We start from the raw sequence: 14291 nt of genomic DNA, 5'->3' as shown, positions 1-14291 counted from the left end.
GCGTGGATGCCGGGTGGGCGGGCCGACGTCGCGTTCCGCGGAACGCGATCCGGACTCGTCGACGACGCCCCCTCGACCTGCGCGCACGCCGTACCGCGGTGCCGCCGTGCCGGTCGGAGAGGCGTGGCCGGGGACGTCGAGGTCAGAGGAGGCCGAGCTTGGTGGCCGCGTAGACCGCCTCGGCGCGACGCGACACCATCAGCTTGCGCATCAGGTTGCCGACGTGGAACTTGACCGTCGTCTCGGAGATGAACAGCTCGGCGCCGATCGCGCGGTTGGACAGCCCCCGGGCCAGCAGGCGGAGCACGTCCAGCTCACGGTCGGTCAGCCGTTCCCGGTCGGGCATCCCGCCGGACAGCGACCGCACCATCGCCGACGCCGACCGGGCGTCGAACGCGCTCTCCCCGCGGGACACCGCGCGGATGGCACGGACGAGCTCGGTGGTGTCGACGTCCTTCACCACGTAGCCGCGGGCGCCGGCCTGCACCGACTCGACGACGAGGCGGTCCTCGGCGAAGGTCGTCAGGACCAGCACCCCGATGCCGGGGTGGTCGGCGCACAGCTTGCGGCAGACCTCGAGACCGTCGGTCTGCGGGCCGGACGCCAGCTTGAGGTCGAGCAGCACCACCTGCGGCCGGCCGGTCGCGACGGCGGCGAACGCCTCCGGTGCGCTGCCCGCCTCGCCCACGATGCGCAGGTCGTCCTCACGCTCCAGTACCGCGCGCAGCCCCTGGCGCATGATCGAGTGGTCGTCGACCAGCACGATCCGGATCGGCCGCGCCGCGACGCCCGCGGGACCGGGACCGCTGCGGGTCGCGGCGGTCCCACCGGACCCGTGCATCCCGCCGCCCGGCGCGTTCCCGCCACCCTGCCCGGGGCCCGCCTGACCGGGGACGCCGTGACCACCGCCGTGACCACCGCCGTGGCCGGGGCCGCGCGCGCCGACACCGGCTCCGCCGCGGGCATCCGGTCCGCCGCCGCTGCGGGCGTCCGTGACGGCGCGGCCCCGGGCAGGGCCGCCGGAGACGTGCCCGGGACCGCCCGGGGCGGTCCGTGTGCCGCTGCTCATCCGAGCTCCTTCCCCGGCGTCCCGATCGGGACGTCCACCTGCACCTGCAGCCCACCGATCCGCGAGCGGCGGAACCGCAGGGCCCCGCCCATCTCGCGGGCGCGGGCGTCCATGTTCACGAGGCCGCGGTGCTCCCCGGAGGGGCCGCGGACCGACGCCGCACGCAGCGTGCGGCGGATCTGCTCGGGGGAGGCGCCGCCGTCGTCGGAGATCGACAGGCGGACTCGGCCGTCGGCGTAGGCCAGTCGCACCACCGCCCGCGAGGCCGACGCGTGCATCGCCGTGTTGAACAACGCCTCGCCGGCGATCCGGAACAGCGACTGCTCGTGCTCGTGCGGCAGCGGCACCGGGGCCCCGCCGATCGTCACCTCGACCCGCAGCTCGTCGGGCATGTGCACGGTGGACAGCTGCCGCAGCATCGAGGGCAGGTCCTTGTCGGCGTGGTCGTCGTCGTTGAGCGCGTAGATCGCCGACCGCAGCTGCTCGACGGCGCGCCGGGTCAGGTCCTTCGCCGTGTCGAGGTGCTGGAGCAGGACCGGCTCGGTGATCTCCGACCGGCACAGCTCGATGTGCATCCCGGCCGACAGGGCGTACTGGGTGACGCTGTCGTGCAGCTCGCGGGCGATGCGGTGCCGCTCGTTGTCGAGGACCTCCCGCTGGCGGGCCGCCCCGAGTGCCTGCTGGGTGAGCATCAGCTCGTCGTTGCGGACGCGCAGGTCCTCGGCCTGGGCCGCGGTGCGTGCGTGCAGCCGCTCGGCGCGCTCCAGCAGCGCGCAGTTCTGCAGCGCCGACGCCGTCTGACCGGCCAGGATGCGCAGCACCGAGTGGTCGGTGTCGTCGATGTGCCGTTCCGGCGGCGTCCACGCGACGAACCCGCCGACGGTGCGTCCGTCGAGCCGGATCGGGACGTGCAGGTGCCGGGGGCGCGGGTCGTCCTCGTGGTGGTGGTGATGGCCGTCGCCGGCGTGCAGCCGTTCCACGTGCCGGCGCACGCGCTCGGGCACCGACCCCAGGTCGGCCCACTCGACGCCGTCGGGGCCGAGGACCACGTGCCGCGGCGCGGCGTCGGGCAGCTCGCCGTCGACGAGCCCGAGCACCACCCAGTCCGCCGACAGGTGGTCGGCGGCCGCGTCGGCGACGGCGCGGACCAGCGCCTCGGAGCCCTCCATCGTGCGGACCAGCGCGGCCGAGATCCGGTCCAGCGCGAGGATGACCCGGCGCAGTCGTTCGGCCCCCTCGCGGTACTCCGGGTAGAACGACGGCTTGCCCGTCCGCAGGCCGGTGAGCTGGTCGAGGTCGGGGCGGGCCCGGCCCCCGGCGGCCGGCGACGAGGGCGGTGCGGGAGTGCGGCGGCGCGGGAAGCGGGCGGCGGCGGTCACCGCGAGGGCCTCCGTGCGGGCGTCACAGCGCTTCCCGGAACAGGTTCTCGATCTGCTCCACGCTCGCCGTGCGCGGGTTGGTGGTCAGGCAGGCGTCGCCGAGGGTGAGCCGGGACAGCCGCGGGACGTCGGCCTCGCGCACCCCGATCGCGGCGAGCCCGGTCGGGACGCCGACCTCGTCGGCCAGCTTGCGGACCTCGGTCGCGACCATGTCCACGGCCTCGTCGCCGGGCATCCCCGGCCGGGCGGGCAGCCCCATGGCCTGGGCGATCGGGACGAAGCGCGCCGCGTCGGCGTCGGAGGCCGAACCGTTGAACCGGATCACGTGCGGCAGCAGCACCCCGTTGATCAGGCCGTGCGGCAGGTCGAGCATGCCGCCGACCTGGTGGCTCATGGCGTGGGTGGCGCCGAGGATCGCGTTCGTGAACGCCAGGCCCGCCTCGAGCGCGGCCTGCGCCATCGCGGTGCGGGGGCCGTCGTCGTGGCGGCGGATCATCGTGGTCGGCAGGTTGGCGTGGACGAGTGCGACCGCGTGCAGCGCGTGGGTGTCGGTCAGCGGGCCGTGGGCCAGCGACACGAACGCCTCGATGCCATGGGTGAGCGCGTCCAGGCCGGTCGCGGCGTTGAGCCAGTCCGGCATGGTGACGAGCAGCCGCGGGTCGATCACCGAGACGTCCGGGACCAGGGCCCGGCCCATGATGGTGATCTTGGTGAGGCGGGCCGTGTCGGTGATGATGCAGAACTGGGAGACGTCGGCGCCGGTGCCCGAGGTCGACGGCACCATCACCAGCGGCGGGATCGGGTTGGCGATGCGGTCGATGCCCTCGTAGTCGAGGATCGTGCCGCCGTTGGCCGCGAGCAGGGCGACGCCCTTCGCGGCGTCGATCACCGAGCCGCCGCCGACGCCGATCACCACGTCGCAGCCGGAGCTCTCGTAGCGCTCGAACCCGGCCTGGATCTCGTGGTCCTTCGGGTTCGGGGTGATCTCGTTCCACAGCTGCGGGCGCAGGCCCGCGGCGCGCAGGTGGCGCAGCAGCTCGGCGGGCCACCCCGCCTCGGTCACCCCCGGGTCGGTGACGACGAACGGGCGGCGCGCACCGAGCCGCAGTGCGGCGTGCGCGGTCTCCGGCAGCGAGTCCGGCCCGAAGACGATCTCCGGGGCGTGGAACTTGGACAGCCGCGGCCGCTCCCGCGGGCGGTGCGCCGCGCGGACGGTGTAACCCTCGTCGGCGCCGGACGTGCCGGTCTCCCCGTCGAGCACGAGAACGGTCTCCCGTCGCACGGTTCCGCGATGCCCCTGGTCAGGGGCGACGGGACCGGCCGAACCGGTGAGGACCACGTTGCCCTCCTCCTGCTGCTGCGCGTTGTCGACTCACCACTCGACGACGGCGAGCGGATCTGTCACGAGCGTGTGGCCCACGGTACAGGGACACCCTGTCCCTCGACCCCCTCGATCGGCGGACGGCACGCCGATCCGCAGGTCGGAGCCGGGTCGTCGACCGGCTCCGGCCTGGCCGAAAGCGGAGGAGGTCAGGACGCGTGGATGGGCCCCTCGCGTTCGGCCAACCGGACGCCCTCGCCGCCCCAGTGCTGGGCGATCATCTCCGCGGCGATCGACACCGCGGTCTCCTCCGGGGTGCGGGCGCCCAGGTCCAGCCCGATCGGCGACGACATCTTCGCGATCTCGGCCTCGGTCACGCCCCGCTCGCGCAGACGCTCGAGCCGGTCGTCGTGGGTGCGCCGCGAGCCCATCGCCCCGATGTAGCCGACCTCGGGCAGCCGCAGCGCGACCTCCAGCAGCGGCACGTCGAACTTCGGGTCGTGGGTGAGCACGCACAGCGCGGTGCGCTGGTCGATCCGGCCCGCGTCGGCCTCGGCCTGCAGGTACCGGTGGGGCCACTCGACCACGACCTCGTTGGCCCCCGGGAAGCGGCTCGCGGTCGCGAACACCGGACGGGCGTCGCAGACGGTCACCCGGAAGCCGAGGAAGGTGCCCATCCGGGCCACCGCGGCGGCGAAGTCGATCGCCCCGAACACGATCATGCGGGGCGGCGGCGCGAACGACTCGACGAAGATCTGCAGGCCCTCCCCGCGTCGCTCGCCGTGGACGCCGTAGGTCAGCGTCGCGTTGCGGCCGGAGTCGAGCAGACCACGGACGTCGTCGCGCACGGCGTCGTCGATCCGGTCCGAGCCGGTGCCGCCCTCGGTCCGGTCCGGCCAGACGATCAGGCGCCTGCCGAGCAGCTCCGAGGGGCCCGCGACGACCGTGGCCACTGCGACCGGGTCCTCGTCGCGGATCGCCTCGGCGATCCGGCCGAGCTGTGCGTAGGTCTCCGGGGTCACCTTCTCCACGAAGATGTCGAGGATGCCGCCGCAGGTCAGGCCGACGGCGAACGCGTCGTCGTCGGAGACGCCGTAGCGCTGCAGCACCGGCCGTTCCTCGGACAGCACCTGCTGCCCGAGCTCGTAGACCGCGCCCTCGACGCAGCCGCCTGAGACCGAGCCGACGGCCTCGCCCGCCGGGCCGACGAGCATCGATGCCCCCGGCTGGCGCGGTGCGGACCGGAAGGTCCCGACCACCGTCGCGAGCGCGGCCGGCTCACCGTTCTTCCACCAGCCTTCGAGCTGGTCGATCACGTCACGCATTGCGCACCACCTCGAGCAGTTTCTCCAGCGTGTCCAGGCTGTGCCCGGCCAGCAGGTCGTCCAAGTGCGGAAGGGCCGCGACTATTCCCCCCTGGACCGGGGCGTAGCCGTCCTTGCCCGCGTGCGGGTTGACCCAGATCAGCCGGTGGGCCAGCCGGGACAGCTGCTCGGCCTGGGAGCCGAGCAGCTCGGTGCCGCCGCGCTCCCAGCCGTCGGAGAAGACCACCACGACCGCCCGCCGGGCCGCACCGCGGCGTCCCCAGCGGTCGACGAAGGCCTGCAGCACCTCGCCCAGCCGGGTGCCGCCCGACCAGTCCGGGATCGCCCTGCCCGCGGCGCGCAGCGCGTGCTCGGGGTCGCGCAGCCGCAGCTCACGGGTGATGCGGGTGAGCCGGGTGCCCAGGGTGAACGCCTCGACCGAGCGCGGCGAGCGACGGACGACGACGTGGGCGAAGCGCATCAGCGCGTCCGCGTAGGGCTCCATCGACCCCGAGACGTCGATCAGCAGCACGACCTTGCGCGGCCGGCGCGAGGTGTCGCGCCGGGCCAGCCGGAAGATCTCGCCCTGGTTGCGCAGCGCCGCGCGCAACGTGCGCTGCGGGTCGGCCTCGCCGTGCCGGTTGCGCCTGCGGCGCCGCGACGCCCGGGTCGGCGGCTCCGGCTTCAGCAGGGTCATCAGCCGGCGCAGGTGCTCGCGCTCGGCGGGGGAGAGCTCCCCGAGGTCGCGGTTGCGCAGGATCTCCGCGCCGGTCGCGGCGGCCTTGATCTGCGGGCCGTCGGTGTCGTCGGAGTCGTCCTCCCCGCCCTCGTTGCCGGGCAGCAGCGCGGCCAGCTTCGGTGGTGCGGGCGGGCGGTCGTCGCGGTTGCTCGACGGGCGGTTGCTGGTCGGCTCGAACCAGGACGGGAACGCCAGGTCGTACCGGACGATGTCGTCGGGGTCGGCGCACAGCGTCAGCCGGCCGGCCCAGTACGCCTGGTCCCGGTCGGTGACCTCCAGGGTGTCGAGCGCCTGCAGGTAGGCGGTCACCCGGTCCTGGGTGACCGGGACCCCCGCCGCGCGCAGGACCTCGGTGAACCCGACGAATCCGGTCAGCAGCTCGTCGGTGGTGCCGGTGGGCTCCGCCGCGGGCGGCCGTGGCGGGGCCGCCGGGGACGGGCTCGGGGGGACGGTCATCGCGGCCGGGTCAGGACGCCAGCAGGGTGTCGAGCTGCTTGTGGACCCGGTCGGCGTCCTCCCGGTACTTGAGGACGGCCCCGAGGGTGCGCGCCGCCGACTCCGGATCCAGGTGCCGGGCACCGATCAGCTGCAACGCCCGGGCCCAGTCCAGGGTCTCCGCGACGCCCGGGGGCTTGATCAGGTCGGCGTGGCGCAGCTTCTGCACGGCCCGCGCGACCGACGCGGCGAGGCGCTCGGGCACCTCGGGCAGCCTGCTGTGCAGGATCTCGATCTCGCGCTCGATGTTCGGGTGCTCCAGCCAGAGATAGAGGCAGCGCCGCTTGAGCGCGTCGTGCACCTCGCGCGTCCGGTTCGAGGTGAGGACGACGACCGGCGGCGTCGCGGCGCGCACCTCCCCGAGCTCGGGGATGGTCACCGCGTGCTCGGTGAGGACCTCCAGCAGGAAGGCCTCGAACTCGTCGTCGGCACGGTCGATCTCGTCGATCAGCAGCACCGACGGGCTGGTGCGCAGCGCCTGCAGGATCGGGCGGGCCAGCAGGAAGCGCTCGTCGTAGAGGCCGGCCTCGACGCTGTCCGGGTCGAACCCGTCGCGCCCGCTCGCGGCCTCCAGGGTGCGCAGGTGCAGCAGCTGGCGGGGGAAGTCCCAGTCGTAGAGGGCCTGACCGGCGTCGATGCCGTCGTGACACTGCAGGCGGATGAGCGGTGCGTCCAGTGTGGCGGCCAGTGCCTGGGCCAGTGCGGTCTTGCCGGTCCCCGGCTCGCCCTCGCAGAAGAGCGGACGGTTCATGCGCAGGGCGAGGAAGGCCGCCGTCGCGAGACCGTCGTCGGCGAGGTAGCCGGTCGCGCGCAGCGCGTCGGCGAGCTCGGCCGGGCTCCCGGGGCCGGGTGCGGGTTCGTTCACCGAACCAGCATGCAGGACGAGCGGTGAACGCGGCCACAGCAGGAGGGTCCCTCCTCACCGCGCGGGCGGGTCCGGGACCTCCCCGTGAAGACGAACGAGGCCCTCGGAAGGTTCGAGTTGCTTCCGGATCAAAAATGTTCACGACCGCGTGATAGGTCCGTGATGTGACGTCGTTGACCAGTGCGTTTAGGGAGAATCTGATAATTACATCGTTGTTACAGTGATTCCGCTCACGGGTCCCTTCATTGACGAATTCTTTCCGTGCATTCACCTTTCTCGTCGGCCGGTCCACCGGAGCGGCCGCCTGAACGAGTCACACATCCGGACCCGCCGCGCCGAACCACCCCCGTCCCGCGGCTGTCCGGTCCGTCGAGGAAACGGAACGGGACGGGGACGAGAGAGACCACCTCCGCGGGCGTCATGGACGTCGCTCCCCGGTCCCGATCGACGCACCCGCGACGACACGGTGGGCACATCTGTGCCCTGGGGACCTCCTGCGCGGAGTGTGCGTGTCCTCGGGACGGCGCGGTGGGAGCGAAACGATGACCAAGGGACCCAAGGGCCGAAGTCTGCTGCGCATGGCTGCGGCGGGTGTCGTCGCGGTCGGCGCGACGGCTGCGATCGCCGGTACCGCCAACGCCGCCCCGGACGAGGTCTGGGACCAGCTCGCCCAGTGCGAGAGCGGCGGCAACTGGTCGATCAACACGGGTAACGGGTTCTCGGGTGGGCTGCAGTTCACGCCGTCCACCTGGAAGGCCTTCGGTGGCACCGGCTCGGCGCAGAACGCGAGCCGCGCCGAGCAGATCGCCGTCGCCGAGAGGGTGCTGGCCGCCCAGGGCTGGGGCGCCTGGCCGTCCTGCTCGAAGAAGCTGGGCATCACCGGCCACTCGGCCGACACCAGCAAGCGTGTGAAGGCGTCGGCCCCGGCCGCCTCCGCGCCGAAGAAGAAGGCGGCCGCCCCGGCCGCCGGCGGCTACACGGTGAAGTCGGGCGACACCCTCGGGAAGATCGCCGCCGCGCACGGCACCTCCGTCGCCGCGCTGGCCGCCGCGAACGGCATCGGCAACGTGAACGTGATCAGCGTCGGCCAGGTCCTGAACCTCGGCTGATCCCGCCGACCGTTCCCGGACCGCCATCCGGGACGGGCGGCACGGGGTGCGCGGTGTCCCCAGCACCCGCCCCGGCGGACGACGGCCCGGGTCCTCCTTCCCCTCGCGGGGAGGCGGACCCGGGCCGTTCCGTCGTTCCGGGGTGCCCGGCCGGGCTCAGGTCGAGTTGACCCACTCGTCGGAGCCGTCGGCGAACCGCTGGTGCTTCCAGACCGGCAGCAGCCGCTTCACCTCGTCGACGAGCTCGGCGCAGGCGGTGAACGCCTCCCGGCGGTGCTCGGCGGCGACGGCGCAGGCGAGGGCGACCTCGCCGATGTCGAGCGGGCCGACCCGGTGGCTGACCGCGAGCGCCCGGACGCCGGGGGAGCGAGCGGCCACCTGCTCGGCGACCTCGGCGACGATCCGGGCGGCCGTCGGGTGCGCGCTGTACTCCAGCCCGTGCACCGACTTCCCGCCGTCGTGGTCGCGCACGACGCCGGCGAAGGTGACGACCGCGCCGGCCGCGGCGTGCTCGACCAGGCGGGCGTGCTCGTCGACGTCGAGCGGCTCCTCGCCGACGGCCGCACGCAGGACCGTCGCGGTCCGCGTGGTCGCGGGATCGGTCATCGGTGGTCTCCTCCGTGCAGCTGGTCGACCGCGTGGTCGAGGACCCCGGCGAGCACGCCGAGGCCGTCCTTCACCCCGCCCGGGGAGCCGGGCAGGTTGACGATCAGGGTGCGGCCCGCGACCCCGGCCAGGCCGCGGGAGAGCACCGCGGTGGGCACCTTCTCCTCCCCGGCGCGGCGGATCGCGTCGGCCAGGCCCGGGATCTCGTGGTCGAGCACGGCCCGGGTGACCTCGGGGGTGGCGTCGGTGGGGGAGATGCCGGTGCCCCCGGTGGTGACGACGACCGCCACCCCGTCGGCGACGGCCGCCCGCAGCGCCTGCCCGACCGGCTCGCCGTCCGGCACGACGACCGGGTCCGGGGTGTCGTAGCCGCGCTCGCGCAGCCAGGCGACGATCGGCGGCCCGCCGCGGTCGGTGTAGACGCCCGCCGCGGCGCGGTTGGAGGCGGTGACGACCCGGGCGGTGCGCGCGGCGGTCATGCCCCGCGCTCCCACAGCCCGGTCTTGCCGCCCTCCTTGCGCTCGACGCGCACGGCGTCGAGCACGGCGGCCGGGTCCACGGCCTTGATCATGTCGTGCAGGGTGAGCCCGGCGACGGCGACCGCGGTCAGCGCCTCCATCTCCACCCCGGTGCGGTCGGTGGTGCGTACCTCGGCGCGGATGGCGACCCGGCCGGCGTCGCCGTCGGTGGCCGGGGTCAGGTCCAGCGTCACCCCGCTGATCGCGATCGGGTGGCAGAGCGGGACGAGGTCCGGGGTGCGCTTGGCGCCCATGATCCCGGCGATGCGGGCGGTGGCGAGCGCGTCGCCCTTGGGGAGGCCGTCGGTCTCCAGCAGGTGCACGACCTCGGCCGTGGTGTGCACGGTCCCGGTCGCGACGGCGGCGCGACGGCCGGGCTGCTTGTCGGAGACGTCGACCATCCGGGCCGCCCCGGCGTCGTCGACGTGGCTGAGCGCGGGGCCGGGCCGGTTGTGCTCGGTGGTCACGACCCCGACAGTACGGGGGGCGCCGGAAGGGTGGCCCCTGCCACTCCGTGTGCACGGGCCGGGGCCCCCGGATGGCCCAGTGACTGTGATCTGTATCACGTTTGTGGAACCGATCGCACTGTTTGCACGAACGTTTCTCGTTCGTGATCGGGGCTCGTCACCTGCGCAAACGCAAGGCCCGAACATCATGTGTCCGGTACGTCCGACGCCACGCCGTGTCGCCGCCGACTTTCGCGTCGTCCTGACGTGACCTACCTTCGGTCCCGGCTCGGCCGACTCCCCCATGCGGCCGGGCTCCGGTGCCGCAACGCTCCCTGTCCGGCGGTCCACCGGCCCCCGAGGTATCGGTGTGGGACAGGGCCGATCGTCAGACGGATCGGTGGCCGCTCCCCCGGCCGCCGGACCGGGCACCCACTCCCCGGGTGCGGTTCGGGTCGCGTCACGCGGGAGACCTGCCATGCCTCGTTACCGTGGGAAACACCGTAAACCGAGCACCGCCGGCCGCACGATCGTCCGGACCGCCGTCGCCGGTGCCGTCCTCGGCGCCCCGATGCTGGCCGTCGTGGGCACCGCGAACGCCGCCACCGACTCCACCTGGGACTCGCTCGCGCACTGCGAGAGCACCGGGAACTGGGCCGCGAACACCGGCAACGGCTACTACGGCGGCCTGCAGTTCAGCCCGAGCACCTGGAAGGCCTACGGCGGCGGCGAGTACGCCACGTCGGCGCACCAGGCCACCCGGGCCCAGCAGATCGCCGTCGCCGAGAAGGTCCTGGCCGCCCAGGGCTGGAACGCCTGGCCGTCGTGCTCGTCCAAGACCGGTGCGTCCGGGTCCGCCACGCCGCGGACCCTGGAGACCGACTCCGGTACCCGGGCCCCGGAGCGTGTGAAGGCCAGCGCCCCCGCGGCGTCGTCCGGCGGCACCTACACGGTGAAGTCCGGCGACACCCTGGGACAGATCGCGGCCGCGCACGGCATCGCGAACTGGAAGGACCTGCTGTCCAAGAACCCGGGCCTCGGCGCCGGGCACCTGATCACCCCCGGCCAGGTCATCAACACCTGATCCCGGCACGACGACGCCCCGGTCCCTCGGCGAGGGACCGGGGCCCGTGTGTATCGGGACCGGTGCGGTGGTGTCAGGTACCGGCGAGGCGACGCAGCTGCCCCGGGGTGTCGACGTCGTCCGGGACGGCGACGTCGCCGCACTCGACCAGCTCCACGTCGGAGCGGCCGGCCAGGTAGTCACGGGCGCCGGAGTCCCCGGAGGACAGCGCGACGACCCCGGACCAGTGGTCCCGGCCGAGCAGGACCGGGTGCCCGGGGACGCCGTCGAACGCGGCGCGCCGCAGCGACGACGGCCCGGCGCCGTCGACGACCCGGCGGATCGCCTCCGGTCCGATGCCCGGCAGGTCGACCAGGTGCACCAGCGCCGCGCCGGTGCCGGGCAGGTGGGTCAGCGACCCGAGCCCGCGCCGCAGCGACGCGCCCATGCCCTCGTCCCAGTCCTCGGCGACCACGACACCGACGTCACTGCCGTCGGTGCCGAGGCCGGCGCCGCGCAGCACGTCGGTGACGTCGTCGGCGCGGGCGCCGAGCACGACGGTGACCGGGCCGCACCCACCCGCCTGCAGCGCCTTCACCGCCCGCACCGCGAGCGGCTCACCGTGCAGTCGGACCAGCGCCTTCGGGGTGCCCATGCGGCGCCCGGCGCCGCCCGCGAGCAACAGGCCGGCGACCACGGTCAGCGGTTGATCTCGGTGACCGGGTGCTCGTAGGGCACGCTGGCGACCGGGAACTCGATGTCGCCGAACGGCGACATGTTTCCCTGGACGCTGCCCAGGAGCTCGGTGACCGGGTGGTCGCCGTCGTCGGAGTGCGGCCACTCCGGGTGGATCCGGTCCTGCTTCGCGGGCTTGGCGGCCATCGCGTCCTCCAGCGTCGTCGTCCGGTCCCGGGCGGGACCGCGGCAGTCTCCTGTGCCCAGTATCGCGGACGCGGGCGCGGCTGTCCGCTCCGGTGCGCCCGCGATCGTCCGACTACCCTGGCGATGATGCAGACGTCCCTGGTCGAGTGGTTGCGCGGGCAGGACGACGGGTTCCTCGCCGCGCTGCTGCGTGCGCGTCCGGACCTCGCCGTCCCGCCCCCCGGCGATCTCACCGTGCTCGCGACCCGCGCCTCGATCCGGGCCTCGGTGCAGCGCGCCTGTGAGGACCTGGGCACCGTCGCGCTGACCGTCCTGGACGCGCTGGTGCTGGCGACGGCGTGGCGGACCCCGGCCGACGCGACGACGCCCGGCGCGGGACTGCGCGGCTGGCTCGGCGCCGACGTCGACGCGGCCACCGTCGCCGAGGGACTCGCCGCGCTGCGCGACCGCGCGCTGGCCTGGGGCCCGGACGAGGCGGTGTCGCTGGTCCCCGCGGCCGCCGACGTCGTCGGGCCGTGGCCCGCCGGGCTCGGCGCCCCCGCCACCGGCGCGGCGGCGGGCCCCGAGCTCGACACGCTGCTCGCCGGGGTGGGCGACGACGAGCGCAAGGTCCTCGACGTGCTCGCCCAGGGCCCGCCGGTCGGCCGCTCCCGCAACGCGACCGGGCCGACCGGGCCGGTCGGGTCCCTCGTCGACAAGGGACTGCTCGTGCGCCGCGACGCCGACACCGTCGAGCTGCCCCGCCAGGTCGCGCTCGCCCTGCGCGGCGACCGTCCGATGGGGTCGCTGGACCTGTCCCGGCCGGACGTCCCGCTGCGCGTGCGGGAGACCTCGCTGGTCGACGGCACCGGCGCGGGGGCCGCGTTGGAGTTCCTGCGCCGCACCGACCTGCTCCTGGAGTGGCTGGCGCGGGAGTCCGTGCCGGTGCTGCGCTCGGGCGGGTTCGGCGTCCGCGAGCTCAAGCGTGCGGCGAAGGCGGCCGACACCGACGAGCCGACCGCCGCGCTGGTCCTGGAGATCCTGCACGCCGCGGACCTGGTCGGGGCGACCGAGTCGGTGACACCGGAGTGGCTGCCGACCACCACGTGGGACGTGTGGGGGACCGGTCCCGAGGAGTCCCGCTGGGCGGTGCTGGCCCAGGCCTGGCTGGAGCTGCCGCGGCTGCCCGGGCTCGTGGGGCGCCGCGACGAGACCGGCAAGCCGATCACCGCGCTGTCCGACGGGCCGCGTCGTCCGCCGGCTGCGCGGGACCGCCGCCGGGTCCTGGACGCGCTCGCCGACCTCGCGCCCGGCACCTCGGTGGGGTCGCCGGAGGACCTGGCGCGGCTGCTGGCCTGGCACGCCCCGCGCCGCGGCGGACGGCTGCGCGACGAGACGGTCGGCTGGACCGTCGCCGAGGCCACCGCGATCGGCGTGGTCGCCCTCGACGCACTCACCACGGCCGGGCGGGTGCTGCTCGACCCGGCCCTGCGCCCGGACCCGGCGCACCCCACCCGGCACCCCACCGAGCTGGCCGCGGCGCTGCACGCGGCGCTGCCCGCCCCGGTGGAGGAGATCCTGCTCCAGGCCGACCTGACCGCCGTCGCACCCGGGCGGCTGTCGGCGGACCTCGCGCACGAGCTCGCGATCCTGGCCGAGGTCGAGTCCGCGGGCGGCGCCACGGTGTACCGCTTCACCGAGCGCAGCCTGCGCCGGGCGCTGGACACCGGCCGCACCGCCGACGACGTCCGCGCGATCCTCGAGGCCCGTTCCCGCACCCCGGTCCCGCAGACCCTGACCTACCTCGTGGACGACGTCGCCCGCCGGCACGGCAGGCTGCGCGGCGGCGCGGTCAGCTGCTTCCTGCGCTCCGACGACGAGGTGCTCCTGTCCGAGGTGCTCGCGCACTCCGCGGCCGAGGAGCTGGGGCTGCGCCGGATCGCCCCGACCGTCGTGGTCAGCTCGCTGCCGCTGGCCGAGGTGCTCGACGGGCTGCGGGCGGCCGGCTTCAGCCCGGCCGCGGAGGACGCGGTCGGCGCCGTCGTCGACCTCGGGCCGAAGGGGCGGCGCACCGAGCCGCGGCTGCGTCGCGGCACCCGGGACGCCGGCCGGGTCGTCGACCGGTCCCCGACGAACCGGGCCGAGGAACTCGTCGAGCGGCTGCGGGCGGGGGACCGCCTGGCCGGGGTACGCGACAGCGTCGCCGGGCGGCGTGAACTCACCGGCGCGACCGGGAACCTGGCCTCGCTGCAGGAGGCGGTGCGCGAGGGCCGGACCGTGTGGATCGGCTACGTCGACGCGCACGGCGTCGCCGGGGACCGGGTGCTCGCGCCGGTCTCGGTGGGCGGCGGGTACGTCGAGGGCCGTGACGCGCTCGACGGCGAGCTGCGCCGCATCCAGCTGCACCGCATCACCTCGATCGCGCCGGTGGACGCCGGATCGGAGCAACCGGCCGGACGCGACTAGCCCCGGACGCGGTACCGCAGCGGCGCCGGCACACGATGTGCCTGCGCCGC

The 14291-nt window shown here is 74.8% G+C and carries 14 protein-coding genes; 3 read left to right on the top strand and 11 right to left on the bottom strand.

Annotation, left to right across the window (positions count from 1 at the left end; all coding sequences use genetic code 11):
• Positions 1 to 142 precede the first annotated feature (142 nt).
• The 6 genes from ND486_RS04560 to ND486_RS04535 form a co-directional block, all read right to left on the bottom strand.
• Positions 143 to 1069: a response regulator transcription factor gene (locus ND486_RS04560; RefSeq protein ID WP_308215803.1), complete on the bottom strand. Its 927-nt coding sequence runs from the start codon at positions 1067 to 1069 to the stop codon at positions 143 to 145.
• Positions 1066 to 2448: a GAF domain-containing sensor histidine kinase gene (locus tag ND486_RS04555; protein ID WP_307799856.1), complete on the bottom strand. Its 1383-nt coding sequence runs from the start codon at positions 2446 to 2448 to the stop codon at positions 1066 to 1068. The genes ND486_RS04560 and ND486_RS04555 overlap by 4 nt, the downstream gene beginning before the upstream one ends.
• A gap of 22 nt (positions 2449 to 2470) precedes the next feature.
• Positions 2471 to 3730 carry an iron-containing alcohol dehydrogenase gene (locus ND486_RS04550; RefSeq protein ID WP_224401297.1) on the bottom strand — a complete coding sequence of 420 codons (1260 nt, stop codon included), beginning with the start codon at positions 3728 to 3730 and terminating at the stop codon, positions 2471 to 2473.
• A 248-nt stretch (positions 3731 to 3978) separates the two neighbouring features.
• Positions 3979 to 5094 carry an XdhC/CoxI family protein gene (locus tag ND486_RS04545; protein WP_178375819.1) on the bottom strand — a complete coding sequence of 372 codons (1116 nt, stop codon included), beginning with the start codon at positions 5092 to 5094 and terminating at the stop codon, positions 3979 to 3981.
• The gene (locus ND486_RS04540; protein WP_251782948.1) at positions 5087 to 6268 is read right to left on the bottom strand and encodes a VWA domain-containing protein; all 1182 of its coding nucleotides are present in this window, start codon (positions 6266 to 6268) and stop codon (positions 5087 to 5089) included. Before ND486_RS04540 ends, ND486_RS04545 begins: the two co-directional genes overlap by 8 nt.
• A gap of 10 nt (positions 6269 to 6278) precedes the next feature.
• Complete coding sequence (locus tag ND486_RS04535; RefSeq protein ID WP_224401299.1) at positions 6279 to 7172, bottom strand: MoxR family ATPase; 894 nt, start codon at positions 7170 to 7172, stop codon at positions 6279 to 6281.
• Positions 7173 to 7714: 542 nt separating this feature from the next.
• Here ND486_RS04535 and ND486_RS04530 point away from each other — a divergent pair.
• On the top strand, positions 7715 to 8281 hold the full coding sequence (locus ND486_RS04530) for a transglycosylase family protein (RefSeq protein ID WP_251782947.1): 567 nt from the start codon (positions 7715 to 7717) through the stop codon (positions 8279 to 8281).
• 156 nt (positions 8282 to 8437) lie between these two features.
• On the opposite strand, the gene ND486_RS04525 is transcribed toward ND486_RS04530, so the two are convergent.
• From ND486_RS04525 to moaC, 3 genes are read right to left on the bottom strand one after another with little or no spacing between them, the layout of a single operon-like run.
• A complete protein-coding gene (locus ND486_RS04525; protein ID WP_224387119.1) occupies positions 8438 to 8887 on the bottom strand; it encodes a molybdenum cofactor biosynthesis protein MoaE in 450 nt (149 codons plus the stop codon).
• On the bottom strand, positions 8884 to 9366 hold the full coding sequence (locus ND486_RS04520) for a molybdenum cofactor biosynthesis protein B (RefSeq protein WP_062403845.1): 483 nt from the start codon (positions 9364 to 9366) through the stop codon (positions 8884 to 8886). The genes ND486_RS04525 and ND486_RS04520 overlap by 4 nt, the downstream gene beginning before the upstream one ends.
• Positions 9363 to 9872 carry a cyclic pyranopterin monophosphate synthase MoaC gene (gene moaC, locus ND486_RS04515; protein WP_083474373.1) on the bottom strand — a complete coding sequence of 170 codons (510 nt, stop codon included), beginning with the start codon at positions 9870 to 9872 and terminating at the stop codon, positions 9363 to 9365. The genes ND486_RS04520 and moaC overlap by 4 nt, the downstream gene beginning before the upstream one ends.
• Before the next feature lie 457 nt (positions 9873 to 10329).
• Here moaC and ND486_RS04510 point away from each other — a divergent pair, with 457 nt between their 5' ends.
• Positions 10330 to 10935: a transglycosylase family protein gene (locus ND486_RS04510; RefSeq protein WP_224401300.1), complete on the top strand. Its 606-nt coding sequence runs from the start codon at positions 10330 to 10332 to the stop codon at positions 10933 to 10935.
• A gap of 73 nt (positions 10936 to 11008) precedes the next feature.
• Here the strand turns inward: ND486_RS04510 and ND486_RS04505 are convergent, their stop codons facing one another.
• Positions 11009 to 11611, bottom strand: coding sequence for an NTP transferase domain-containing protein (locus tag ND486_RS04505; protein WP_073576670.1), 603 nt, complete (start codon positions 11609 to 11611; stop codon positions 11009 to 11011).
• A 2-nt stretch (positions 11612 to 11613) separates the two neighbouring features.
• Positions 11614 to 11796: a hypothetical protein gene (locus tag ND486_RS04500; protein ID WP_062398283.1), complete on the bottom strand. Its 183-nt coding sequence runs from the start codon at positions 11794 to 11796 to the stop codon at positions 11614 to 11616.
• A gap of 123 nt (positions 11797 to 11919) precedes the next feature.
• On the opposite strand from ND486_RS04500, the gene ND486_RS04495 reads away from it, so the two are divergent.
• A complete protein-coding gene (locus ND486_RS04495; RefSeq protein ID WP_251782946.1) occupies positions 11920 to 14241 on the top strand; it encodes a helicase-associated domain-containing protein in 2322 nt (773 codons plus the stop codon).
• The last annotated feature ends 50 nt before the right edge of the window (positions 14242 to 14291 follow it).

It is taken from the genome of Pseudonocardia sp. DR1-2 (assembly GCF_023717215.1).
Classification (GTDB): Bacteria; Actinomycetota; Actinomycetes; order Mycobacteriales; family Pseudonocardiaceae; genus Pseudonocardia; species Pseudonocardia alni.
Note: the sequence above shows the minus strand (reverse complement) of the source record. Positions and strands in the feature narration are given on the sequence as shown.

Excerpts from the sequence above, each read along its gene's own strand:
- ND486_RS04540 (WP_251782948.1), bottom strand. The coding sequence starts at position 6,268 with ATGACCGTCCCCCCGAGCCCGTCCCCGGCGGCCCCGCCACGGCCGCCC.
- ND486_RS04520 (WP_062403845.1), bottom strand. The coding sequence starts at position 9,366 with ATGACCGCCGCGCGCACCGCCCGGGTCGTCACCGCCTCCAACCGCGCC.
- ND486_RS04510 (WP_224401300.1), top strand. The coding sequence starts at position 10,330 with ATGCCTCGTTACCGTGGGAAACACCGTAAACCGAGCACCGCCGGCCGC.
- ND486_RS04525 (WP_224387119.1), bottom strand. The coding sequence starts at position 8,887 with ATGACCGATCCCGCGACCACGCGGACCGCGACGGTCCTGCGTGCGGCC.
- ND486_RS04530 (WP_251782947.1), top strand. The coding sequence starts at position 7,715 with ATGACCAAGGGACCCAAGGGCCGAAGTCTGCTGCGCATGGCTGCGGCG.
- ND486_RS04560 (WP_308215803.1), bottom strand. The coding sequence starts at position 1,069 with ATGAGCAGCGGCACACGGACCGCCCCGGGCGGTCCCGGGCACGTCTCC.
- ND486_RS04500 (WP_062398283.1), bottom strand. The coding sequence starts at position 11,796 with ATGGCCGCCAAGCCCGCGAAGCAGGACCGGATCCACCCGGAGTGGCCG.
- ND486_RS04495 (WP_251782946.1), top strand. The coding sequence starts at position 11,920 with ATGATGCAGACGTCCCTGGTCGAGTGGTTGCGCGGGCAGGACGACGGG.
- ND486_RS04545 (WP_178375819.1), bottom strand. The coding sequence starts at position 5,094 with ATGCGTGACGTGATCGACCAGCTCGAAGGCTGGTGGAAGAACGGTGAG.